Genomic DNA, 24,500 nt, shown 5'->3' with positions numbered 1-24,500 from the left:
TTTAAAATCTGTGGTTACTAGCGTTTTTTTTGACTAGCATCAATCTCTTTGATTATTAATTTAGTTTTTTAAACTATAATCACGCCAACGCAAATAATGATTTTAAGTTATCTCTTTTGTTGTGAAAATTTGGAGCATGTTAGGGTTTGGGGTAATAGTGGGCGGTTACCCCGAAAGGAGATAACCAACTATGAAATTACTATTGGTAATCATAGTTTTAATGGTCCTCACAACGCCATTATACTAAAATTTTGGCTCTAGCGCAAGCTAGAGTTTAAAATCTGTGGTTGCTAGCGTTTTAAACAAACAACACAAAAACCAATTTTATTTTAAATCGGGTTTCAAAAGCCCCGCTTCATACAAAAACACCGAGGGCTTATGCTCTTTAGGTTTGGCGTTTTCTCTCAATTCGTTTTTTGCATAAGAAAGCCATAAATTTTCCTTAGCCCTTGTGATAGCGACATAAAAAAGCCGCCGCTCTTCTTCAATGCCCCCACCGGTATTCATGAGCTTGTGGTTAGGGAAACGGCCCTCCATTAAATCGATAATATAAACATCTTTAAATTCCAAGCCTTTAGAAGCATGCACGCTCAATAGATTCACGCCCTCGCCTTGCGTGGCTTCACTAGAGCCTATTAAAGTGCCGTTTAAAAAACGCCCTAAATTCTGGTAATTTTTCGCCAAAGAACTCAGCAAATCCATTTTTTCATTGAAGCGTTTTTGCGCTTGGAGTTTTTTAAATTCGTTATAAGAGCCGTCCTTATTTTTGGAGCGCTCTTTTAAAAGGCGTGTTTTAAAGGTTTGAAAAAACACGCTTTCTAAAATGTGTTTGATTAAAGCGCTAGGGGAATGGGTAGGGGTTTTGGTATAAAGAATGAAAAAATCGCTAAGCATTTTAGCCCCATTGAGTGAGATTTTAGGGTGCATCAACACCGGGTGCGAATGGAACGCTTTATCTATCACGCTATTAAACCTTGAGCTGTTTTCTAAAGCAAAAATTTCTTCAAAAAGCCCCATAGAGGTGATTTCTTTTTTCTTGGTGTAAATTTTGGCTTCTTTATTAGGGTGGGTTAGGGCTAGTTTGAGATCGCCATTGCCTAAAAGCATTAAGGCCTCATGAATGTCTTTAGCGGTGTTAGAGCCAATATCGCTGATATGGCTTAAAACATGGATTGCTGCCATAATGTCTTTAGGGTTAAAGATGAGCGTGCAAATGTCTAACGCTAACGCCACTTCTTTGGATTCAAAGAAGCTTGCGCTCCCTTTTCTTTTGCTTGGCACATTGTGGGATCTTAAAGCGGCTTCTAATTGATCCGCGCTCGCGTTATTCCTAAAAATCACTGCCACTTCTTTAAAATTCTTTCGCATGACAATGCGTTTAGCGATGTCTTGGCATTGCGCGATATTGTCGTTGTAATTTAAAAGCGCGGGCTTATTGAAATGCCCTGATTTCACCACTTCTAAATTTTTAGGGTAAATGCGCTCGTTGTGTTGTATCACTTGATTAGCGAGATCTAAAATCTCTTTAGAAGAGCGGTAGTTTTTGGTGAGCGTAAAAACCTGGGCGTTTTTGTATTTTTGAGTGAAATTAGAAATGATAGAAATATCCGCCCCATTAAAAGCGTAAATGCTCTGATCGTAATCGCCCACGCAAAACAAACTGGGAGGGTTGATAGCGTCTAAAATGGATTCTTGTAAGGGGTTAGTGTCTTGAAACTCATCGCAAAGCACTTCTTTATAAGGGCTAGGTCTTTCTAGCATCGCTTGTTTAAATAACAGCAGTAAGTCGTTATAGTCAATATAATTATGCTTTTTTTTAGTGTTTTCAAATTCGTCTAAAATGTTTTCATAAAAGGCGGCGTATGGCGTGTGTTCAGGGTTTTTATTAGAAAGCCATGCGCTAAAATCTTCTTGTTTTAGAGCGTTGGTATAAAGAGAATAGAGGGCGTAGAGATGTTGCGAAGTGTAGGGCTTTTTATCGTCATCTGTTAGCGCGTTTTTAGTGTCCACAATGCTTTCTAAAAGTTTTTTCAATTCTTTAGGTTGCTTTAGGCTTAAATTGGGGTAATGCTCTTTCAAATAGCGATACGCCACTGCATGGAAAGTGCCCGCTTCAATTTTGGAGCTTAACTTGGAATATTTAGCCACCCTAGCGATCATTTCATTACTCGCTTTATTGGTGAAAGTCAAAAGCAAGATTTCTTCAGGCTTGATGCCGTTATCAAGCAGGTATAAAATGCGCCCCACAATCGTAGAAGTCTTTCCTGTGCCAGCGCTCGCAATCACTAAATTATACCCTTTCAAAGCCTTGACCGCTTTTAGTTGCTCGGGGTTTAATTGCAAAGTTTCTAACAAGTTTTATCCTCATTTAAAAAGTCTTTAGGCAAAAGCGCGTTTTCTAAAGAGCGCTGCGAAAACAAAAAACGCCCATCGCACACAAAGCCTAATTCTTGCCAGTTGATAGCGTTGAGTTTATCGCAGAGTTTTTGTAAATCCAGGTTTTGGTTATAAGGGAATAGCGCTAAAATAGAGCCGTCATAATTAGGGCATTGGTGGATAAAAAAGGGGTTTTTTTGGCGCGTTTTAGTGTTGACATAAATGCGTTTTTTAGGGGATATGTGATGCATTCTACCCCATTCAAACCAGTTGGCTTCATTGAATTTTTTGATCTTTCTTTGCATCAGGCTGTCTTTATGCTGGAGTAAATAATCATTAGGCTTATTGACAAAAACCATTTTTTCTAAAACATTGGTTCTTTTCGTGATTGAGGTGACAAATTCTAAATTCCCGTATTTTTCATTTTTAAAAATCTTATCGCACCCACTCACTGCCCCCACTTTAACCTTAAAAACCTCGCTTAATTTTTGCGTGTAAGATTGGTTGAGGAAATATAAAATGCCTTTTTTGCACACGAATTGCAAACAATCGTTGGTGATTCTACTGAAATTGCCCTTACAAAAACGAAAAATCACGCAATTAGGCATGGCGTTTGGGAAAACCTTTTGATCGCCTAATTCAAAAAAATGCGTTATCGTGCCTTCTTTGTAAATCAATTCGTTTAATTTCACGCTGGAAGTGGATTTTAAAAAATCCCTTGGGGTGATGAAAATCAATTCGCCTTTAGGTTTTAAATGCTTGATCGCTTTTTCTATGAAAAACAAGTACAGATTACTCCTTTCATCAAAAAGGCTGTAATTGAGTTTTTCTTTAGCGCTTGGCGCAATATCCTTGTGTTTGACATAGGGCGGGTTGCCAATAATGGTGTCAAATTGATTTTCTAAAGGGTAGTCAAAAAAGTCCATGCAAAGGGCATTTTTAGGGCAGATTTTAGGATCGATTTCAATCCCTACAGCCTTTTTTAAGCGCTTTAAAAAACTCCCATCGCCCGCGCTTGGCTCTAAAACACTCCCATGATTGTGTTTGAGAGTGAGCATGAAATCCACTATATTTTTAGGGGTGAAAACCTGCCCTAAAGTTTTAATGTCTAATTGATACAAAAAACCCTCCAAAAAATTCTTTGAATGCTCAATAAATATTAGCTCGTAACTTAACACTTTCAGCTAAAGCGCTTAAGATGGAGTTTTTACTGAATTTAACTCTTTTAACGCTCTTTATTTTATTAAAAAACTCTATTCTTATGGCAAAACCCATTCTCTTAAGGGGATAGAGAGCGTTTAAAACCCCCTACAACCCCCAACTAAATCCCCTAAAGAAGAGCGCTTTTTAAGGGGTTATCGCTAAAATCAAGCTTTTTTTATTTTTTCAAGCTAATGGCTTCTTTAATCATGTCATCGCCCGCGCCAAAGGCTCTAGCGTTCATAGAATAGCCTCTTTGCATTAAAATGAGATTGGTTAGGGCGTTCCCGGCATTCACGTTGCTCGTTTCTAAATATTTGTGCCTGATTTTCCCAAACTTGAGCTTGCCCTCTTCGTCCCACCCTAAAATGGGGTTACCGCTTAGGGGTCTGTTTTCGCCATTAATGGTGCCTTCTTGCATTTCATAGAGGTTACCGCCGATTTTTCTCAAGCCTTGATCGTTAGTGAAAGCTAAAATACCGATGCGAGCGACTGGCTCTACCACCCCGTTACTAAAGGCTAGAGAAATCACGCCATTTTCTTCAATGCGCATGTCTCTAAAAATGCCCCTAGGCTTGCCGTCTTGGCTCGCTTCTAAGAGTTTGGAGTCTTGGTAAGACAAATCGCTAGAATCATGGTTTTCGCTTTTATCTAAAGAATAGGTGAGCTTATTGCCTTTAAAATCCAAAGTCATGGGGGCGGATTTCATTTTGTGCGTGGCTGAATCAAAGCCGACAATTTCCCAAGTAGGATCATTGATAGGGGTTTTGTTTTTGGGATCCACGATGTAGCTTTTCACTTCCCAAGTTTGGTTTTTCCTTTTACTCGTGGGGCTTGATGTGGGATCGTTGGAATTGGTCATGTAATATTCGCTTTGGAGCAAGTATTTATCCCCGGCTTTATCATAAATATCCACTTCTGTGCTGTAATAAGGGATTTTAATCGCTACTGAATCCCTGCTGATGCCCTTTTTTAGTTCCATCCCGTTCGCATTCAAGCCCAATTTATCCGCAATGCCCCCGCTCAAGCTAAAGGTGATAGGCGTTTGGCTAGGATTAGCGATCTCTAATAAAAGGGGTGGGCTTTTGGCGTCTTTTTCGCTTTTGATGAGATTCAAGTCTAGCCCGGTTTTTTCTTTAAAGAGTTTTTGCAAATCGCCTAAAGTTTTGAATTGGTTTTCGCCCTTTTCAGCGTCCCCATAAGTGAAAACCAAATCCTCTTTTTTGCCATCTTCTTTTTGGATACTGATGTTTAATTTACGATTGGTGATCGCATCTATTGGCTCGTTATCGTCATTCGCTAAAGCGTTAATATCCTGGTTTAAAAAACGCTCTTTAATGATCTCGCCCTTGTCGTTTAAGAAAAAATCTTGCACGCCTTTTAAATGGTCTTTAGGGTTTAGATTCACGCTAATACCCACTTTCGTGCTAAGCACGGGCTGGTAAGTCAAATCTTGGGGGATTTGTAAGGGCGAAAGGGTGTTGCCATGCAATTTTTCAATGTCTTCATCTCTAGCGGTGGAATTGAGCGTGCCGTCTTTGATTTTTTTCAAATCAATGCCATAAACATAATAGCCCTCAGGGGTTACTAAATAGCCATCAGCGTCCCTGGCGAAATTACCGGCGCGCGTGAGGAAATTATCCTGTTTTTTGCTAAAGCCGTCTTTATTGATGGTCATTTCCCCATTTTTATTGGGCCCTATCACAAACCAGCCCTTGCCTTGATACGCCATGTGGAATTCCCCCTCGCTTGGCATGTATTCCCCGTCTTTATTAGAAAGGACATTGCCTGAGCCTGTAACGCCGTAATTTCGGTCATTAGCCACAACGGATTTGGCGTTCAAAGCGTCTAAATGCGAAGAAAATAGGGTCTTAAACTCCGGATCGTTGGAGCGATAGCCTAAAGTATTGACATTGGCGATATTGTTTGAAAGGCTGTCAATGCCAAACTGGTGGGTCTTAATCCCGCTGTAAGCGTTTAATAAGGTGTCGTTCATGCTGTCTCTTTAGGGGGGGTTTGGGGCTTTTGATCAGAGAGCTTTTGATCAAGCGGTTTTTGATCAAGCGGTTTTTGATCAAGTGGCTTTTGATCAAGCGGTTTTTGTTCGAGTGGTTTTTGATCCGGTTTATAAAACTCTATTGCGCTGTCTATGGGTAAAACCATTTCGCCCATTCTCAGCATGGGTTTGCCTTTATCAAAAATCACGCTTTCCACTTCGCCCCTACCGATGCGCGTTTGCAAATACTGCTTGCTTTGGGAGTCTAAATTGTATTCAGCCTTGATTTTATAATTGCCTTTAGGGACTTTTTCGCCCTTTTCGTTCAAGCCGTCCCATTCAAAATTGATATACCCCTTTTGCCCGTTATAATCTTTTAAAGGAATCGTTTTGACTAGTTCATTGTTTTCATTCAGGATTTGAATCGCTGGCACTCCTTTAGAAGCGTCAATTTTTTCATCAAAAAAGAGCGAAAAAGAAAGCTTATTGTTGCCATCAAAATTCGCCCCGCTCACATCGGTTTCAGCGATTTTGCCTATCATGCTTACAGAATTGAGCGCGCTCACTTCCCTTAAAGCGTTATTAGCCTTTAGGCTATCGTCCATGCCTTTATTAAGGTTTTCCATGGTGTCTTTTAAAGCGCCTTGAAAGTCTTTTAAAGACTCGTTAGTTTCTTTATTGGATTTCATGGCGCTGGCGACTTCTTGCATGGTCTTTTTGTTTTCTTCTTGCATTTCCACTTGCGTGAGCTGCGCGGTTTGGGTGATGATCTTATCCGTTTCCATAGGAGCGGTGGGGTCTTGATTTTTCAATTGCTCTAAAAAGAGTTTCATGAAAGCGTTTTTATCCAACCCGTTAGCGATTGCGGGCTGCTCTTTTTTCCTTTCTTGCGCGGCTTTAGCCCCTGTAACTTCTGCTAAATCAATGGCCATGATCTCTTCCTTATTAAAGATGTCCTATTATAGAGCAAACTTGCTTAAAATCACGCATAAAGAGTGATTTGCATGCTCGTTTCTTGGTTTTCATTATCCGTATTCTCTTGGTAGCTTTTTAGGGCGTTTTCTTTTAAGGGGGTTAATTCCTGCTCTTTGAATGGCTCTCTTAATGACTCTTTGGGTTGCTCTTTAGAAGAATCTTGCGAAAAGCTCAAATCCACCCCTTCAAAGCCTAAAGCGTTCAGGCTGTTTTTGAGATCTTGTTGGTTGTCTAAAAAGGTTTGCAAGCTGTTGTTATGAGAAATCACGCTCACTTTAAGGTTTTTACCCATTTTTTGAATAATCACTTCAACCTTGCCCAATTCCTTAGGGAATAAATCCATAGAGATCCTGCTTGTGGGGGGTTTGTATTCTTGGATTTCTTGCTTTAATTGTTGGGTGAAATGCTTGATCGTCTCTTTAGGGGCAACGCTTTTATTCTCGCTTGCCTTATCGCTAGCTTGGGCGTTTTGCACGCTTTGAGTGCTGTTATTGGATTCTTTAGTTTTTTCTTTATTTTCGCTTACTTCTTTAGTTTTTTCTTCTTTTTCTAATAGCGTTGGAGCGTTATCATTAGGGGGGTTAGCTCCTATTAAAGGCATTAAAGGGGGCGTTTTAAGAGGGATTTTAGGGGCATTTTCTGGGCTTGGGGCTGTAGTTTGGGTTTTAGTAAGGGTTTTTTCTGGCTTTTTTTTAGAAAGCGTTTTATCCCTTTTAATGGCGTTCATTTGTAAAGCTTCCCTTAAAGAGGGCGTTTTTTTTTCGTTACTAGGGGGGGTTGCGCGCTCTTTATGGTGCGATTCTTTTTTTTCTAAGGATTGCAAAACGCTAGAAAGGTTGGCGGTGTTTTTAGCGTCGTTCTTTGCAAGGGTGTGGTTAATGGGCGTTTGCGTTGTTTTTAAAGCGAGCTTGTCGCTTGCATTTAAGGGGGTTTCTTTTTTTTCTAACGGAGCGGTTGCTTGAATGTTGCTGGCGTTTAAGTCATGTTTTTGGCTCAGCGTTTGGATGTCTTTAAGGGTTTTTGGATCTTTAGCGTTATGAGTTGGGGCTGTGGGGTTTTTGATAGCGTGGTTAGTGGGGGTTAGTGGGTTTTTATTGGTTAAGTTCGCTTGATGAGCGTTAGAAATAACTCCATTAGGCTTTTTTTCATTCTTGTTTAAAGTTTCGTTAGGGGTTTTTGGGTTAGTTTCATGGTTTTCATGCGTTTCGTGTTGAGCTTCATGCGAGGCGGTGGTTTTTTTGTGGTTGAGTAAATCTTTTAAAGTAGGGGCTTGTTGGTCTTTGGCGAGATTTTGAGCGTGTTGGTGGTGTGGGGTATGGGTTTTTTCAAGCTCTTTAGCGCTCTCTTTAGTGTCTTTTGGCGTGGCTTTTAAAGGATTTTCTTTAGGGGCGGTTTTGTCTTTAGAGATCTTTTGGTTTAAGATCTTACTGAAATCCTTTGATGCGTTTTTGGGGGCGTTTTTGGTGTCTTTAACTTCGTTTTTCGCTCCGCTATTTATTAAAGTGCTTGCGTTGGCGCTTGCGTTGGCGCTTGCGTTGGTGTGAATGGGATTAATAGGAGATGGCATGATTATCCTTTAAAACAACTCTTTTATTTTACATGGTAGGAGTTAAGCAAAAAGAGTTCCTTAACTCTGTTTTTTAATCAGATACCGCTTGACTAGCGTCAAGCTCTTTTATCATTGTGTGGTAAAAAATGCTAAAAGGGTTTTACAAAATCATGGTTTCGTTTAGGTTTAATTAAATTTTGCTACAATTAAATAAAAACGATAATTTACGGAGTTTTGCATGCAAGGTTTGTGGATTTACCCAGAAGATACAGAAGTTTTAGGGGTTGCTTGTAAGAGCCTTTTAAAAGCACTAAAGCCGCGCTATCAAAAAATCGCATTGTTTTCGCCCATTGATGGGGGGTGTGAGGGCTTTTTGGAGTGTGAGGGCTTGAACCCTTTAGAGTTTCATAGCGCCATAGACAAACAAAAGGCTTTAGAGCTTGCGAGCGCTGCTCAAGAAGAGTTACTCTTTGAAACGATTCTCAAACGCTATGATGAATTACAAACCACGCATGACTTTGTCATTGGTTTAGGGTATGCGCCGAAGTTTTTCTTAAACGCTCTTTTAGATTTAAACACCACTTTAGCCAAGCATTTAAACGCTCCTATTGTGGCTGTCGCGCAAACGAGTTTAGAGCGTTTGAAAGCCATGCATTCTCATATTCTCAACAAAGAAGCCCCTTTCGCTGTAGGGTTATTTGCGGGCGAAATGCTTGAAAAACCCAATTTTTTAAGCGCGTCTCTTTGCAAGGGCGAATTAGAAGCGGATCTGATAGAAAGCGTGTTGCAAACAAAAAGCGAGATCACCACCCCTTTAGCCTTTCAAATGGGTTTGGAAAAAAAGGCTAAAAAGCAGATTAAAAAAGTGGTTTTACCAGAGAGCGAAGATGAAAGGATTTTAAAAGCTGCGCATCGTTTGAACGCTATGGGTGCGGTAGGATTGATTTTACTAGGCGATAAAGAAGTTATTAATTCCCAAGCGAAAAATTTGAACTTGAATTTAGAAAATGCAGAAATCATTGATCCCAACACTTCTCATTATAAAGAAGAGTTCGCTAACAATTTGTATGAATTGCGAAAATCAAAGGGCTTGAGTGAGCAAGAAGCTAAGCAATTGGTGCTCAATAAGACTTATTTTGCGACCATGCTCGTGCATTCAGGCTATGCGCATGCGATGGTTTCTGGGGTGAATCACACCACGGCTGACACCATTAGACCCGCTTTGCAAATCATTAAAACTAAGCCCGGCGTGAGCCTGGTTTCAAGCGTGTTTTTAATGTGTTTAGACACTCAAGTGTTAGTCTTTGGGGATTGCGCGATTATCCCTAACCCTAGCCCTAAAGAATTGGCTGAAATCGCTATCACTTCCGCAAAGAGCGCTAAACAATTCAATATCGCGCCTAAAGTGGCCTTACTCTCTTATGCGACAGGCGATTCCGCTCAAGGCGAAATGATAGACAAGATCAACGAAGCTGTAACCATCGCGCAAGCTTTAGATCCGCAATTAGAAATTGATGGCCCCTTACAATTTGACGCTTCCATTGATCAAAGCGTAGCCAAGAAAAAAATGCCTAACAGCCAAGTGGCCGGGCAAGCTAGCGTTTTTATTTTCCCGGATTTAAACGCTGGGAATATCGCTTATAAAGCGGTGCAACGAAGCGCTAAAGCCGTGGCGATAGGGCCCATTTTGGGATTAGGGGAAAACTACTCGGCTTTAAGAGAGAGCGTGTGCGAAGGCTTAGAAGATTTAGGGATCGCTTTGCACAAGCCCACCAACGACAATCCGGGCAACGGATTAGTGGATTTGAGCCAGCCTAACGCTAAAGTTAAGGTTTTATTAATCCCTACTGATGAAGAGCTAGAAATCGCTTTACAAGCGAAAGAAATAGCAGAAAAATTAAAATAAAGGTTGTTTGATGAAAATGGTTCATTTTTTAGAGGGCGTTCATTTTGAAAAGCTCCACATTGAAGCGTTGAGTGAAAATTCTTCCAATAAGGAAATGCGCATTTGCATGCCCAAAGGAGCGATCATAGACAAACACAAGGCCCCGGGAGCTATCAGCGTGCAGGTTTTAGAGGGCAAAATCATTTTTGAAGCCAAAAATGAAAAAATAGAAATGCCAAAAGGAGCACTAATCAGCCTAGAAGCTCAAGTTTTGCATCGTTTGGACGCTTTAGAAAATAGCGTTATAAGACTATCTTTAAGTAAAAAATAAGGAAAGTGAAATGAAAATGAAACGATGAAAGTTGTTTTATGAATACTTGGTATTTGCTTTTAACCATAATCTTATTAATCATCATTTGGAGGATTATTAGGTTAGTTTTAAAGAATAAAGACGACAGCAACGAAAAGGATTGAAATCAGGCGCATTTTTTGAGCTAAAAATCAGCTAAGAAGATAAGCCGCTAGATCATAGCCGTTTAATTAAGCATGCTACGATACGAAAATTTTAAAAGAAAGGAACAAGCAATGATCGAACAACGAAAAGAATCTTTACAAAATAACCCTAATTTGAGTAAAAAAGATGTCAAAATCGTGGAAAAGATTTTGAGCAAGAACGACATCAAAGCCGCTGAAATGAAAGAACGCTACCTGAAAGAAGGGCTGTATGTGTTGAATTTCATGAGCTCTCCAGGCAGCGGTAAAACCACGATGCTAGAAAACCTAGCGGATTTTAAAGACTTTAAGTTTTGCGTGGTAGAGGGCGATTTGCAAACCAATAGAGATGCAGACAGATTGCGTAAAAAAGGCGTGAGCGCACACCAGATCACCACCGGCGAAGCGTGCCATTTGGAAGCGAGCATGATTGAGGGGGCGTTTGATTTGCTTAAAAGTGAGGGAGCGTTAGAAAAAAGCGATTTTTTAATCATTGAAAACGTGGGGAATCTGGTTTGCCCTTCAAGCTATAATCTGGGAGCGGCGATGAATATCGTTTTACTCTCAGTCCCAGAGGGCGATGATAAGGTGCTAAAATACCCCACGATGTTTATGTGCGCTGATGCGGTGATTATCAGTAAAGCGGATATGATTGAAGTGTTTAATTTCAGGGTTTCTCAAGTCAAAGAAGACATGCAAAAATTAAAGCCTGAAGCGCCTATTTTTTTAATGAGCTCCAAAAACCCTAAAAGCTTGGAAGATTTTAAAAATTTCCTTTTAGAAAAAAAGCGTGAAAATTACCAATCCACGCATTCGTTTTAATGTGTTTAGCGATCCCTTCTAAAGTCATAGCCATTAACGATAATGTGGCACTCTTAGAAACTTTAGGCGTTCAAAGAGAGGCGAGCTTGGATTTAATGGGCGAGTCCGTTAAAGTGGGCGATTATGTGCTGTTGCACATCGGCTATGTGATGGGTAAGATGGATGAAAAAGAAGCCCTAGAATCCATTGCACTTTATCAAGAAATGATCGCCAAAATGAACGAAACGCACGAATAATAATGAGCGTTAACCATCTCATCGCCCCTTTTAGAGACAAGCAAACCATTTTAGCGCTCTCTAATGAAATCAAAAAACTCGCTTTTAAACTTGAAAAAAAATTAGTCATCATGGAAGTGTGCGGAGGGCATACGCATTCCATCATGAAATACGGGCTTTTGGATTTGATGCCCAATCGTTTAGAGTTCGTGCATGGGCCCGGGTGTCCGGTATGCGTGATGCCAAGAGCGCGCCTTGATGAAGCTTATGAACTCGCTACGATTAAAGATAGCATCATCTTAAGTTTAGGGGATATGATGAAAGTCCCAGGGAGCTATGGGAGTTTGATACAAGCCAGAGAAAAGGGGCTAGATGCGCGTTTTTTGTATTCGCCCATGCAAGCTTTAGAAATCGCTAAAGAAAACCCGCATAAAAAAGTCATTTATATTGCGATCGGTTTTGAAACCACAACGCCCATGAGCGCTAGCGTTTTATGGAACGCCAAAAAAGAAAAAATCCACAACCTTTTTTTCCACATCAACCACGTTTTAGTGCCTCCTAGCGTGAGCGCGATTTTAAAAGATCCAGCATGCCGGATTAACGCCCTTTTAGCCCCTAGCCATGTGAGCGTGATAAGCGGCGCTCAAATCTACGCTCCTTTAATTGATCGCTTCAAGCTCCCTATTGTGGTGAGCGGTTTTGAGCCGGTGGATATATTAGAAAGCGTGCTGATGCTCATCAAACAAGCCTTAAAAAAAGAAGCCAAGCTAGAAATCCAGTATAAAAGAGCGGTTAGCTATGAGGGGAATGTGAAAGCGCAAGAGTTAGTCCATGCATGCATGGAAGTTAGGGAAAATTTTGAATGGAGAGGTTTGGGGAATATCAAACATTCCGCTCTAAAACTCAAAGAAACCTTCGCTTCTTATGACGCTGAAAAAGTCTTTCAAGAATATTTAAGCCACAAAACCTCTAAAGAAAACAAGGCATGCAAGTGCGGGGAGATTTTAAAAGGCATCGCCAAGCCCCTAGACTGCCCGCTATTTGCCAAAACTTGCACCCCACAAAACCCGATCGGCAGTTGCATGGTCAGCTCTGAGGGGGCGTGCGCGGCGTATTATCGTTACAAGCGCGTTTGAGCTTTAGAAATTGCTTTTTAGTGAAATCGCTCAAACCCTCGCAATGGACATTCACGCTTTTAGGGGGGTTTTCTTTTTTTGCAACCGGTTTTTCATAAGCCCTTTTTTTCACGCTCGCTTGGATGGCTTTAAAATCAAAAGGGTGATTCAAGGCTTTTAGGGTTTTTTGCGTTTCTTTGAAATGGGCTTTTAGGTTGTGGGTGTAATGATCTTTCTCTATTTTAAAGGCTTTCAAATAGCTAGGGTGCGTGAAATAGATTTTTAGGATTTGATTTTCTATTTTAGCGTATCTAAACCCTTTTTTTAAATCCCCTAAAGCTTGAGAAACATACCACTTAATCGCTTCTCTTCGCTTGAGTTGGAGCTTTAAATTTTTAAACGCAGACACCTGAGCGATTTTTTTAAAAAGCAAAAAGGTTTCTTTCTTTTTCACATAGCGTTGGTAAATTAGGGGGTCAAATCCATTTTCCATGATGAAATTATAGCATTTTAGCTTGACTTTTTTAAAAAGCTTTTGTATAATGCTTCTTTTATTATTTGTGTATTTGTGTTGGGGTGTCGCCAAGCGGTAAGGCACCAGGTTTTGGTCCTGGCATTCCGAGGTTCGAATCCTTGCACCCCAGCCATTTTTCTTTTCCTTTTAGCGTATTTTGGCGCGGAGTAGAGCAGTCCGGTAGCTCGTTGGGCTCATAACCCAAAGGTCAGTGGTTCAAATCCATTCTCCGCAACCAATCTTTTAAACCGCACCACCCAATCGCACCACCAAACTACACTAAATGAAACAAAAAGAATCTAAAATCAAAAAAATGACAACATTTTTCCAAAATGAAAAAAAAAAAACGACTTTTATGCTATAATGCTCCAAATACATTCTATTGAATGTATGAAATCCTACTAAATCCAATCCAATTCAAAAAGGAGAAAACATGAAAAAACACATCCTTTCATTCGCTTTAGGCTCGCTTTTAGTTTCCACTTTGAGCGCTGAAGACGACGGCTTTTACATGAGCGCGGGCTATCAAATCGGTGAAGCCGCTCAAATGGTGAGCAACACCAAAGGCATCCAACAGCTTTCAGACAATTATGAAAACTTGAGCAAGCTTTTAACCAGATACAGCACCTTAACCAACCTTATCCGATTGTCCTCTGATCCGAGCGCGATCAACGCGGCGCGTGAAAATCTGGGCGCGAGCGCGAAGAACTTGATCGGCGATACCAAAAATTCCCCGGCCTATCAAGCCGTGCTTTTAGCGATCAATGCGGCGGTAGGGTTTTGGAATGTCGTGGGCTATGTTACGCAATGCGGGGGTAATGGTAGTCAAAAAAGCACCTCTTCAACCACCATCTTCAACAACGAGCCAGGGTATCGATCCGCTTCCTTGACTTGTTCTTTGAACAAATATTCCCCTGGATACTATGGCCCTATGAGCATTGATAACATGAAAAAGCTTAACGAAGCCTATCAAATCCTCCAAACGGCTTTAAAGAAAGGCTTGAGCGCGCTCAATCAAAACAACGGGAAGGTTGATGTAACCTATACTTACACATGCTCAGGGGAAGGGAATACTAACTGCGATCCGTCACTATTTGGTATAACAGGCACCAGCGAAAATGGCGATGGGCGAAATGGCGGAAGAACAACCAAATCCCAAACCATAGACGGCAAAACCGTGAACACCACGATCAGCTCAAAAGTCGTTGATTCGAACGCAGCAGGTAATACATCAAAGGTCTCCTACACCGAAATCACCAACGCATTAAAAGATGTGCCTGATAACGCTCAATTTCTCTTAGCGCAAGCGAGCACGCTCATCAACACCATCAACACGGCATGCCCGTATTTCACTGCACCTAATAATCAAGCGAATGGTCCAAAGTGGGAATGGCCCGCTAATAAGCTGTGCGGCGCTTTTTCAGACGAAATCAGCGCGATCCAAAAGATGATCGCAGACGCGCAAGAGCTTGTCAATCAAACGAGCGTCATTAATAGTAACGAGCAATCAACTCAACAAGTGGGAGGCAGTGGAGGCAAGCCTTTCAACCCTTTCACAGACGCTAGCTTTGCGCAAGGCATGCTCGCTAACGCTAGCGCGCAAGCCAAAATGCTCGATTTATCCCATCAAGTGGGGCAGGCCATTAACCCAGACAATCTTAGCGGGACTTTTAAAAATTTTGTTACAGGCTTTTTAGCCACATGCCACAACCCCTCAACAGCTGGCACTGGTGGCACACAAGGTTCAGCTCCTGGCACAGTTACCACTCAAACTTTCGCTTCCGGTTGCGCCTATGTGGAACAAACCATAACGAATTTAAGCAACAGCATCGCTCATTTTGGCACTCAAGAGCAGCAAATAGAGCAAGCAGAAAACATCGCTGACACTCTAGTGCATTTCAAATCTAGATACAGCGAATTGGGCAGCACTTATAACAGCATCACCACCGCGCTCTCTAAAGTCCCTAACGCTCAATCTTTGCAAAATGTGGTGAGCAAAAAGAATAACCCCTATAGCCCGCAAGGCATAGAAACCAATTACTACCTCAATCAAAACGCTTACAACCAAGTCCAAACCATCAACCAAGAGCTAGGGCGTAACCCCTTTAGGAAAGTGGGCATCGTCAGTTCTCAAACCAACAACGGCGCGATGAATGGGATCGGTATCCAAGTGGGCTACAAACAATTCTTTGGCCAAAAAAGGAAGTGGGGCGCTAGGTATTACGGCTTTTTTGACTACAACCATGCGTTCATCAAATCCAGCTTTTTCAACTCGGCTTCTGATGTATGGACTTATGGTTTTGGAGCGGACGCGCTTTATAACTTCATCAACGATAAAGCCACCAATTTCTTAGGCAAAAACAACAAGCTTTCTGTGGGGCTTTTTGGCGGGATTGCGTTAGCGGGCACTTCATGGCTTAATTCTGAGTATGTGAATTTAGCCACCGTGAATAATGTCTATAACGCTAAAATGAATGTGGCGAACTTCCAATTCTTATTCAACATGGGAGTGAGGATGAATCTCGCTAGGTCTAAGAAAAAAGGCAGCGATCATGCCGCTCAGCATGGCATTGAACTAGGGCTTAAAATCCCCACCATCAACACGAACTACTACTCCTTCATGGGGGCTGAACTCAAATACAGAAGGCTCTATAGCGTGTATTTGAACTATGTGTTCGCTTACTAAGCTTTTGTGAAACTCCCTTTTTAAGGGGTTTCTTTTAAAACTTTCTTTTTTAAAGCTTTTCTTTTTTAAACTCTCTTTTTTTTTGGGGGGTTTGATGCAAATCCTTTTTAGCCTTTTAGTTGGTGGAAAGCTTCAGCGGTAATTTTTAAAAGGTGCTATTTTTTAGGGGGGTTTGATCTTTTTGTTTTCACTGACTTTCACTGACTTTCACTGACTTTCACTGACTTTTCAAAGCGCTTTTTAATCTTTAAGTTTTTATTTCTAACCTTTCTCGTTCTATCGCTTGCGCTATAATGAGTTGGTATTTTTAAAAAAGGATAAAGCATGCCTAACTCTCCCACCAAAAAAGACTACACGCAATACAGCGAAAAACAGCTTTTTAACTTAATCAATCAATTAGAGCGAAAAATCAAAAAGATGCAAAATGATAGAGCTTCTTTTAAAGAAAAAATGGCTAAAGAATTGGAAAAAAGGGATCAAAACTTTAAGGATAAAATAGACGCATTAAATGAACTCTTGCAAAAAATCAGCCAAGTTTTTGACGATAAAAGAGATTGTTGTTTGGGGCATGAAATCCCAAACCTTGAAACGCAACAAGCCATGAGAGATGCGTTAAATGGCGAGAACTTAGAAACCGATTTGATTGTTGAGGATTTTTCTAGTTATAGCGATGAGAGAAAAAAGGCGTTAGGTGTTAAAACTCAATCTTAAAAAATCTTTTCAAAAAGATTTTGATAAATTGCTTTTGAACGGGTTTGATGATAGCGTTTTGAATGAAGTCGTTCTAACCCTAAGAAAAAAAGAACCGCTAGACCCACAATTTAAAGATCATGCTTTAAAGGGAAAGTGGAAGCCTTTTAGGGAATGCCACATCAAAGCTGATATTTTGCTTGTGTATCTAGTGAAAGATGATGAGCTTATTTTGTTAAGGCTAGGCAGTCATAGCGAGCTGTTTTAATCCACCCGCACAACTTATAACGCTTAAACTAATCGCTCACCAACTACCCCCTTTTTAGGGATAAAATTTAGGGTTAAAACACCGCTCACGCTTTTTGCTTTTTTCAAATGCCTTCGTGTTTCCCGCTTTTCAAATACCCTCGCGTGCGCATTTCCTTACGCTTCAAAGCCCCTTCATAACGGCGGATTTCAACCTCTGTTTTAGGCTCGTATTTAGGCATGGGGGTGGGTTTGCCATTTTCCACAGCCACCATGGTGAAATAGCATGAATTAGTGTGCATGATTTCACGAGTTTTAATATCTTCGCTCAAAACCTTAATCCCCACTTCGCACGAGGTGTTGCCTACATAATTGATGCTGGCTAAAAAAGTGAGCAAATTCCCTACAGGAATGGGGTATTTAAAAGTAACCCCATCCACGCTTAAAGTGACCGTTCCTTTACCGCAATAACGAGCCGAGCACACATAAGCCACTTTATCCAATAAATTCAATAATTCCCCCCCATGCATGACATTGTTGAAATTAGCGGTTGTAGGCACGACCAGATAGCTCATCAATAATTTAGTGCAATCGGCTGTGTCTAGGGTGAAATCAAAATGATTGGAATGCGATGATTGTATGTGAGGCATTGTTTCTCCTTGAGTTAAAATTGGTGTTAAAAATGTCTTTTGTAAAAAACATTCCAAGAACTATATATTAGTAAAAATTAAGTAATATTAAGTGAATATTAGAGGAATTATAAAAATAATAAGAGAGTTGGCGTTAGATAATGGGCGAGAAAAAAGAAAGCCAAAAGGTGGCGGTTATCACCGGAGCGAGTTCTGGGATTGGGTTGGAGTGCGCGTTAATGCTGCTAGATCAAGGGTATAAAGTCTATGCGCTCTCTAGGCATGCGACTTTGTGCGTAGCGTTAAACCATGCGTTATGCGAGAGCATTGATGTTGATGTGAGCGATTCTGACGCTTTAAAAGAAGCGTTTTCAAACATCAGCGCTAAAGAAGATCATTGCGATGTTTTGATCAATTCCGCCGGTTATGGGGTGTTTGGGAGCGTAGAAGACACGCCTATTGATGAAGTTAAAAAACAATTTGGCGTGAATTTTTTCGCCCTTTGTGAAGTGGTGCAGTTTTGTTTGCCCTTATTAAAAAACAAGCCCCACTCTAAAATTTTTAATCTTTCTTCCATAGCAGGGCGTGTGAGCATGCTCTTTTTAGGCCATTACAGCGCGAGTAAGCATGCCTTAGAGGCTTATAGCGATGCCTTGCGTTTAGAGCTTAAACCCTTTAACGTTCAAGTGTGTTTGATTGAGCCAGGCCCGGTGAAAAGCAACTGGGAAAAAACCGCTTTTTCAGTTGAGAATTTTGAGAGCGAAAACAGCCTTTATGCGTTAGAAGTGAATGCGGCTAAAAGCTTTTATTCTGGCGTGTATCAAAAAGCCCTAAGCGCCAAAGCCGTGGCGCAAAAAATCGTTTTTCTTGCCATGAGTCAAAAAATCAAGGCCCGCTATTTGATCGGCTTAAAAACCCAATTATTGTTAGCGTTGTATAGAATCCTCCCAAGCAGTTGGTATGATTCTTTGTTCAGATTAATCGTTCTTAAAAGGAGGCGTGATGCTTAAAACCTATCATATTGCATTAGCTTGCGTGATTTTAGCGGTGGTGGTGCTTTTGTTTGGAGGGGAGTCTTTGAGCTTTGAAGAATGGCAAGAAGTGTGCCTTAATGTGAAAAACCACTTTTTGCATAATGAAGAACTGAGCTCTTTAAGTATTATTATTTTAGAAATACGACTACCACGAGTGATTTTAGCGCTCCTGGTGGGAGCGAGTTTGTCCGGGAGTGGGGTGGTGATGCAAACGATTTTTAGAAACCCCTTAGTGGATCCTTTTTTACTAGGGATTTCTAGCGGGGCGATGCTAGGCGTGGCGATGGCGATAGCGATTCTTGAATCCAACATTGCGATTTTAGCGTTTTTTGGGGCGATTTTAGCCAGCCTTGCTGTCTTATCGATGAATAGGGTTTTAGGCAATTCCGTCCTTTCATTAGTGCTTTCAGGGGTGGTGTTGAGCGCGTTTTTGAGCGCCTTAGCCGGAGCGATAAAATTCTTTGTGATCCCCCAAAAAGCGCAAGCGATTGTCGTGTGGCTTTTGGGGAGCTTGTCTTTGAGCAGTTATAAGGATTGCTTGATCGCTTTCATAGGGCTATCTTTAGGCTTTATCCCGCTTTTTTTGTTAAGGTGGCGCATTAATTTATTGAGCTTGAGCGATGCGCAAAGTTTGAGTTTGGGCATTAATCCGGTGCTGTTGCGATCGCTTTGTCTGGTGTGCGTGAGCGTTGCGAGCGCTTTAGCGGTGAGCGTGTCTGGCACGATTGGCTGGATTGGGTTAGTCATTCCGCATGTAGCGAGGTTGTTTTTTGGGGCGAACTTACAAAAACTGCTTTTAAGCTCTTTGTTAATGGGAGCGTTTTTCTTGCTTTTAGCGGATGTGGTGGCTAAAACCATTACCCCCTATGATTTACCGGTAGGCATTGCGACAAGCGTTTTAGGAGCGCCTTTCTTCTTATGGCTTTTATTCAGGACTAGGGGGGTGTGATGGTCTTAGAAGTTAAAAACCTATCCTTTAAATATTCTCAAAAACTCATTTTGGATAAATTGAGTTTTAGCGTGCCAAAAAACAGCATCACCAGCATTCTAGCACCTAATGGATCGGGTAAAACCACGCTTTTAAAATGCCTTTTAGGGCTTTTAAAGCCTTTAGAAGAAACCGAAATTAAAGCGTGTAACAAAGATATTTTACCCTTAAAGCCTTATGAAAAAGCCAAATTGATCGCTTATATCCCCCAAGTGGAATATTATGCGTTTAATTTCAGCGTGTTGGATTTTGTCTTAATGGGGAAGGCGACGCATTTGAGTCTATTCGCTACGCCTAAAGCCAAGCACATTAAAGAAGCTACTAGCGTTTTAGAGCGCTTGAATTTAGAGGCTTTAAAAGATCAAGGCATCAACGATTTGTCCGGCGGTCAAAGGCAAATGGTGCTTTTAGCCAGAAGTTTGTTGCAAAGAACGCCTTTACTGTTACTGGATGAGCCTACGAGCGCTTTAGATTTAAAAAACCAAGCCCTTTTTTTTGATGCGATTAAAGATGAGATGAAAAAACGAGAATTGAGCGTTTTGGTCAATATCCATGACCCCAATTTAGTTGCTAGGCACTCCACGCATGTGGTCATGCTCAAAGATAAAAAACTTTTTTTGCAAGCTTCCACGCAAATCGCTATGACTTCACACAATTTAAGCACGCTCTATGACACGCCCCTAGAAGCGATCTGGCATGATAACAAGCTTGTCGTGTATGCGTTGTAGGGGGTGAAGCGCCCAACCGCTAAAGACGATTGGCTTCCTAGGCTGGTGTTGAGGGAGAGTTTGGTTTTCACTCTGTGTCCCTAATGGATTTTACAGAGTTTGATCTCCAACGCATTCGGTCCCACACATCATATCTTATAAAGGCATAACTTTGCACACTTCCTACGCTAGATACAAATGTATGGGGGTATTATAACAAATTAGTGGCATTCATCCCAAACACTAAAGGTGTTTGGGATTTCTGCTTGGGTGGTTTTAAATGTTATTTCTTAAGAAACCCATGCCAAAGCATGGGTTTAAGAGCTTAGAAGCTATACCTCATTCCTAAATTGGAAGCGAAATGGCTTGCGTTGGAAATCAAGTTGTGCAAATAAATAAAGCCCAAATTCAAAAACACTTCTTTAGCTAATTGCAATTCCCCACCCATCATCACTCTTGCATGGGTATTTAAAGGATTGCGAGCAACATTCACTTTAAAGGTGTTTAAAGATGCGGCGTTATTAGAGCCCAACTGAGCGAATTCTTGTAAAACTCCAGCATTCATATAGAAGTATGAAGTGTCCCCATAATAATAACGCGCTTCAACATTAGCGCTAGCGTTGAATAAATGCTGGCTGCTGGCGCCATTTTTTAAAGCCGCTTTATGGGTGCTGTTGCTTTCAAAATTGGTTGAGCCTAAATGGTTATAGCTCACGCCCACGCTTGGTTTTAACACTAAAGCGTTCCTAAAAAACGCGAAATCATAACCATAGCTCGCTCTTGCTGCAGCGCTATAGGCTAAGTAATTATAGCTTTGATTCAAATCTCGCAATAAAGCGCTTTTGAAATTCAAGCTTGATTGATCACTCCCTACAGCCCCTTGAGCTTCAAAATCAAATTCATGCTGGTTAGCAAAGATACGGCTATACACGCCAAAATTAGCGTTATTGGCCCCAGAGTTAAGAGAGTTCGCTTGATTGCTAAAAGAGCTATAACCATAGCTTCCAAAACCGCCCACAATGGCTTCTACTTCCCCATTAAGGTAAGCATCTACGCCTGCGCTTGTGCCATATAATGAAGCGTTGCCGCCATTATTCAAGCTCGCTCCCCCAATAGCGTTAGCCCAAACATTGGTGGGTTTTTCATATTTAGGGGCAAATTGATACAACACTTCTGCGGCACTTTCTAAAGAAGCGAATCTTTGGCCTTTTAAAGCTTGCAAGCGTTTGGCGAACGAGTCGATATTGTTGGTGTGCCTTCTGGAGAGATTGACTAAACGAGAATTTAAAATCATCGCATTGCTCAAGCTCAAAGTTTGCAAGCCGCTTGTCTTATGATCCAAACTGGCTATGTTGTTTAAAGCGCTATTGGCTTCATTCAATTGCTTGGTGATTTCATTAGCGCTTGTAGCATCAATCATGGTTCTGGCATAACCCGCATTGTGGCTATCAATCAATAAGGTTTGTAAGAGATCCCTGCCTTGCGCGCCTGAGTTAGCATAAAGCGTGTCAATATCCTTAGAGCGGTTAGCCAATTCAAACACGCTTTCAATGGTGCCAAAATCATGCTTATTGATAGCGACTAAATTAGGAGTGGCGCTATAATGCGCGAAAGGAGCGTTCTTTATGAGAGCGTATCTAGCGAAACGCGCCTTGTTGGTGGTGTTTGTAGGTAATTTTGTGGTATTGCTTTCAGAACTAGTAGGCGTAGAGTTGTTGCCCAAATTAACAGCGATGGTGGTGTTGTCAGCCGTTTTATTAATCCCTGTATTTTTCCATGCCTTACCGATAAGATATTTGTAGCTGTCAGGGTTATTCACCATGGCTTGATTGCCGATAGCCATCCCGCATGCTTTAATATCATCGGTATTGCGCACCACACAAATATCCATGCGGTTGTTGTTGTTATAAAGGGCTAGACGCTCTTTGAATTGCTCCATGAGATTGGTGTTGCTTGCAGAAATATTGTCATAACTAGCGCCTTGCACTCCCACTAAATTATAATCAATGTTTCGCGCTTTCACTAAAACATGCTCTTTATTTTTAGTGAGGTTTTGAGCGTCATTGATCTTAATGAGTGGTTTGTAAAATCCGGTTGTGTTGTCTATCATGTTATTAAAGATCATGCTTGCTTGATGGCCTGCATTTAAGGTCGCTACACGCCTATCTTGGACAAAAAGATTCATCACGGCCTGATTGTTAGTGAAATGCCCTTGAATGGTTAAATCCAAATCCTTACCATAATCCATGCTTGCGTTGCTGTTTAGGGTTAGGTTGTTAAACATAAGCCCTGTTTTGCCGGCAATGTATCCTGGGGCTCCAAAAAGAATTTTCTTGTTGATTTCAACATCGGTAATATTCCTAGCGTCAAAATAATTCCAAGGGGCATGGTAAATTTCATCTATAACCAGTTTTTTACCGCTTTTAAAAGTAACGCCCCCAGAATAGGCCGGGCTATAGCCAGTTTGCAAACTAACGACACCAATGCGCGATTGATCGCCTATATTTTCGCCAAAAATAGTGTATTGCCCAAAACTCTGAACACGGGTCGTAACCACTAATTCCTTAATGTCAAAGTTTTTAACGGACACATTAGTGGCAGCTGTAATGAGCTTGTTGATATTGACCTTGTCTGTAACGCCGCTCAAATCCAAAGCGCTAGTGTTTAGACCATTATCGCTCTTGCTGGCATCAATATTTTTAAAATGAGCGCTATGGCCATTCACTTTTAAATTCGTGGATTTTCCTAGACTAATATTGCCATTAAAATAAGCTGTATGAGCATCCACTCTTAAATTCACCGCTTTTCCTAATTGGATATCGTTATTAAAAGTGGCTGTGGCGTTGTTGGTATCTTGACCAGCCTTAAACTCAAAATTCGCGCTTGAACCTGCCACAGCAGAACCGCCCACTTGATTATTCACCCTTAAAGCCCCCTCAACGGTGATATTGCCGGTTAGATTTTCCACTAGAAGAGTGCGCCCGCTCGCTTGATTGGACAGATTGACACCGCCTTCGCCGATATTCAAATTAGCTGCATTGGTGGTAAGAGAAGCTTTATACCCTCCTATTTTAATCGTGCCATCAGCGTTAGTGTTCAAACGAAAAATATTGACCACCGTGTCTTTGGCGCCAGCAAAAGGCCCATCAACGACTTGCGTGGGTTGAATTTCTGTTTTTTGCGTGTCATTTTTAGGGTTATTTTGAGGGTTATCTTTGGTTTTACTCTCATAGCCGCCTTCTGGAGGGGCGATAATGTTTAACCCGGCGCTTTGCCACAAATCCAACACGCCAATATTAGTCTTTTTGCCAGCGATAATGCCCGCTTGAGCGGCGTTTTGATTGCCCACAGCGAGATGGCGGAAATTCATTTCCCCTTGCACTTTTGAAGTGTTTATCGTGCTGTATGAAGGGGCCAAATACGCTCCCACATATTGCAAACGGCCCATCCACACCTTACCCCATAGATCAACGCTATGATTTGAGCTTGAAACCAAATTAAGCGTGGCGCCATCATAAAGAGAAATTTCCGCATTTTCACGGCTTGTAATTTTTTCTGAAGCTTGCAAAGTTAAAACCGTAGAGCTGGCTTTCCTCCCGGCTCCAGAACCCACACGATTATTGATTTCTAAAAAATTATCAATTAAGATATTTTTAGCGTTGAAATCCACTCTCGTGGTGCGATCAGCACCATCCTTAAAGCTTGTGAAAGAATTGCCATTGAATTGGCCCAAACGCAAAGTGGCTTTTTGCATATTGACATCTAAATCCCCACCAGTAAAGTTGATAAGCCCTGAGAGTTTATAAGTCCCTACAGCGTTTTGCATATCCACTTCAAGCTTGTTCCATTGCCCGTCTTTGACCCAATAATGCCTAGCGGCATTCCCCCAATCCCAACCTCCATCAATCTTACTGGATAAAAGGGATTTGTATAAGTCGTATTCCTTGTTAGGGAAAGAATCAAAGCCTCTTCCTGCTTGAATGCGCCAAACTTTATCGGGTTTATCCGGGGTTTTATTCGCTTCTTCGGCTTGTTTGAGCCCCCAGCTAAGAAGCCCTGAGACCGTTCCTACAGCGGCGCCTGTAGCGATACCCCCAACAATGGCTGGAATGATCACGGTTGTGAAAAAGGCGGCATGACTTTTTTGCGGTGTGATGCTAACCAATAACCCCACTAAAGCGAGAGAAACCAGAGGGCGGTTGATTTTGCGGTGTGTTTGTTGTATTTCCATTTCTTTTCCTTCTTTTTGTAAAACGATTTTTGCACAAAGGGTGCGACTTTAGACCAGAAAATTTCTGTTGTATTTACGATTAAGGTTATAAATATATAGTATTTACAACCGATGTTCAACTTCTATCAAGTTAAGATAAATGAACATAAA

The 24,500-nt window shown here is 41.3% G+C and carries 19 protein-coding genes, 2 tRNA genes and 1 pseudogene; 13 read left to right on the top strand and 9 right to left on the bottom strand.

The window, feature by feature from the left end; translation table 11 throughout:
- Window positions 1-324 precede the first annotated feature (324 nt).
- The 6 genes and pseudogenes from HPSH112_RS04625 to fliK all read right to left on the bottom strand — a co-directional run bounded on the left by HPSH112_RS04625 (window position 325) and on the right by fliK (window position 8,114).
- Window positions 325-2,355, bottom strand: coding sequence for an ATP-dependent helicase (locus HPSH112_RS04625; RefSeq protein WP_000894607.1), 2,031 nt, complete (start codon window positions 2,353-2,355; stop codon window positions 325-327).
- Entirely contained in the window at window positions 2,349-3,509 is a 1,161-nt protein-coding gene (locus HPSH112_RS04620) for an Eco57I restriction-modification methylase domain-containing protein (RefSeq protein WP_000398296.1), read from the bottom strand. Before HPSH112_RS04620 ends, HPSH112_RS04625 begins: the two co-directional genes overlap by 7 nt.
- Window positions 3,510-3,525: 16 nt before the next feature.
- Window positions 3,526-3,588: pseudogene (locus tag HPSH112_RS08775) on the bottom strand (restriction endonuclease); the annotation flags it as partial.
- Between the two features lie 166 nt (window positions 3,589-3,754).
- Window positions 3,755-5,572, bottom strand: a complete 1,818-nt coding sequence (locus tag HPSH112_RS04610) for a flagellar hook protein FlgE (protein WP_001000245.1) — start codon at window positions 5,570-5,572, stop codon at window positions 3,755-3,757.
- Window positions 5,569-6,504 carry a flagellar hook assembly protein FlgD gene (gene flgD / locus HPSH112_RS04605; RefSeq protein ID WP_000963229.1) on the bottom strand — a complete coding sequence of 312 codons (936 nt, stop codon included), beginning with the start codon at window positions 6,502-6,504 and terminating at the stop codon, window positions 5,569-5,571. Before flgD ends, HPSH112_RS04610 begins: the two co-directional genes overlap by 4 nt.
- A 50-nt stretch (window positions 6,505-6,554) precedes the next feature.
- Window positions 6,555-8,114, bottom strand: coding sequence for a flagellar hook-length control protein FliK (gene fliK, locus HPSH112_RS04600; RefSeq protein ID WP_001139905.1), 1,560 nt, complete (start codon window positions 8,112-8,114; stop codon window positions 6,555-6,557).
- A gap of 220 nt (window positions 8,115-8,334) precedes the next feature.
- On the opposite strand from fliK, the gene pta reads away from it, so the two are divergent.
- The 5 genes from pta to hypD all read left to right on the top strand — a co-directional run bounded on the left by pta (window position 8,335) and on the right by hypD (window position 12,646).
- A complete protein-coding gene (gene pta, locus HPSH112_RS04595; protein ID WP_001161798.1) occupies window positions 8,335-10,002 on the top strand; it encodes a phosphate acetyltransferase in 1,668 nt (555 codons plus the stop codon).
- 10 nt (window positions 10,003-10,012) lie between these two features.
- The gene (locus HPSH112_RS04590) at window positions 10,013-10,312 is read left to right on the top strand and encodes a cupin domain-containing protein (RefSeq protein ID WP_000784751.1); all 300 of its coding nucleotides are present in this window, start codon (window positions 10,013-10,015) and stop codon (window positions 10,310-10,312) included.
- Window positions 10,313-10,566: 254 nt separating this feature from the next.
- Entirely contained in the window at window positions 10,567-11,295 is a 729-nt protein-coding gene (hypB, locus tag HPSH112_RS04580; protein ID WP_000572576.1) for a hydrogenase nickel incorporation protein HypB, read from the top strand.
- Entirely contained in the window at window positions 11,295-11,531 is a 237-nt protein-coding gene (locus tag HPSH112_RS04575; protein WP_000335458.1) for a HypC/HybG/HupF family hydrogenase formation chaperone, read from the top strand. Before hypB ends, HPSH112_RS04575 begins: the two co-directional genes overlap by 1 nt.
- Before the next feature lie 2 nt (window positions 11,532-11,533).
- Window positions 11,534-12,646, top strand: coding sequence for a hydrogenase formation protein HypD (hypD, locus tag HPSH112_RS04570; RefSeq protein ID WP_000115665.1), 1,113 nt, complete (start codon window positions 11,534-11,536; stop codon window positions 12,644-12,646).
- On the opposite strand, the gene HPSH112_RS04565 is transcribed toward hypD, so the two are convergent.
- Window positions 12,597-13,223: a hypothetical protein gene (locus HPSH112_RS04565; protein WP_001146883.1), complete on the bottom strand. Its 627-nt coding sequence runs from the start codon at window positions 13,221-13,223 to the stop codon at window positions 12,597-12,599. The genes hypD and HPSH112_RS04565 overlap by 50 nt on opposite strands.
- Between HPSH112_RS04565 and HPSH112_RS04560 the strand changes: the two genes are divergently transcribed.
- From HPSH112_RS04560 to HPSH112_RS04540, 5 genes are all read left to right on the top strand, one after another.
- A tRNA-Gln gene (locus tag HPSH112_RS04560) sits at window positions 13,198-13,272 on the top strand. The two genes, HPSH112_RS04565 and HPSH112_RS04560, sit on opposite strands and share 26 nt — an antisense overlap.
- A 28-nt stretch (window positions 13,273-13,300) precedes the next feature.
- Window positions 13,301-13,377, top strand: a tRNA-Met gene (locus HPSH112_RS04555).
- 195 nt (window positions 13,378-13,572) lie between these two features.
- Window positions 13,573-15,825 (top strand): Hop family adhesin BabA, encoded by a 2,253-nt coding sequence (gene babA, locus HPSH112_RS04550; RefSeq protein ID WP_000716209.1) that lies wholly within the window; start codon window positions 13,573-13,575, stop codon window positions 15,823-15,825.
- 324 nt (window positions 15,826-16,149) lie between these two features.
- Window positions 16,150-16,536 carry a type II toxin-antitoxin system HP0895 family antitoxin gene (locus tag HPSH112_RS04545; protein WP_001133868.1) on the top strand — a complete coding sequence of 129 codons (387 nt, stop codon included), beginning with the start codon at window positions 16,150-16,152 and terminating at the stop codon, window positions 16,534-16,536.
- Window positions 16,517-16,783, top strand: a complete 267-nt coding sequence (locus tag HPSH112_RS04540; protein WP_000916171.1) for an HP0894 family type II toxin-antitoxin system mRNA interferase toxin — start codon at window positions 16,517-16,519, stop codon at window positions 16,781-16,783. Before HPSH112_RS04545 ends, HPSH112_RS04540 begins: the two co-directional genes overlap by 20 nt.
- 103 nt (window positions 16,784-16,886) lie before the next feature.
- On the opposite strand, the gene HPSH112_RS04535 is transcribed toward HPSH112_RS04540, so the two are convergent.
- Window positions 16,887-17,411, bottom strand: coding sequence for an acyl-CoA thioesterase (locus HPSH112_RS04535; protein ID WP_001120215.1), 525 nt, complete (start codon window positions 17,409-17,411; stop codon window positions 16,887-16,889).
- A gap of 140 nt (window positions 17,412-17,551) precedes the next feature.
- On the opposite strand from HPSH112_RS04535, the gene HPSH112_RS04530 reads away from it, so the two are divergent.
- From HPSH112_RS04530 to HPSH112_RS04520, 3 genes are read left to right on the top strand one after another with little or no spacing between them, the layout of a single operon-like run.
- Entirely contained in the window at window positions 17,552-18,400 is an 849-nt protein-coding gene (locus tag HPSH112_RS04530) for an SDR family oxidoreductase (RefSeq protein ID WP_000504120.1), read from the top strand.
- Complete coding sequence (locus tag HPSH112_RS04525; protein WP_000921444.1) at window positions 18,393-19,373, top strand: FecCD family ABC transporter permease; 981 nt, start codon at window positions 18,393-18,395, stop codon at window positions 19,371-19,373. The genes HPSH112_RS04530 and HPSH112_RS04525 overlap by 8 nt, the downstream gene beginning before the upstream one ends.
- Window positions 19,373-20,140 carry an ABC transporter ATP-binding protein gene (locus HPSH112_RS04520; protein WP_000242371.1) on the top strand — a complete coding sequence of 256 codons (768 nt, stop codon included), beginning with the start codon at window positions 19,373-19,375 and terminating at the stop codon, window positions 20,138-20,140. The genes HPSH112_RS04525 and HPSH112_RS04520 overlap by 1 nt, the downstream gene beginning before the upstream one ends.
- 304 nt (window positions 20,141-20,444) lie before the next feature.
- Here HPSH112_RS04520 and HPSH112_RS04515 read toward each other — a convergent pair whose 3' ends face one another.
- Window positions 20,445-24,350 (bottom strand): vacuolating cyotoxin family protein, encoded by a 3,906-nt coding sequence (locus tag HPSH112_RS04515; RefSeq protein WP_000405511.1) that lies wholly within the window; start codon window positions 24,348-24,350, stop codon window positions 20,445-20,447.
- Window positions 24,351-24,500 lie beyond the last annotated feature (150 nt).

The sequence above is a fragment of the Helicobacter pylori Shi112 genome, from assembly GCF_000277405.1.
GTDB lineage: Bacteria > Campylobacterota > Campylobacteria > Campylobacterales > Helicobacteraceae > Helicobacter > Helicobacter pylori_C.
This window is presented reverse-complemented; position numbering and strand designations above follow the sequence as displayed.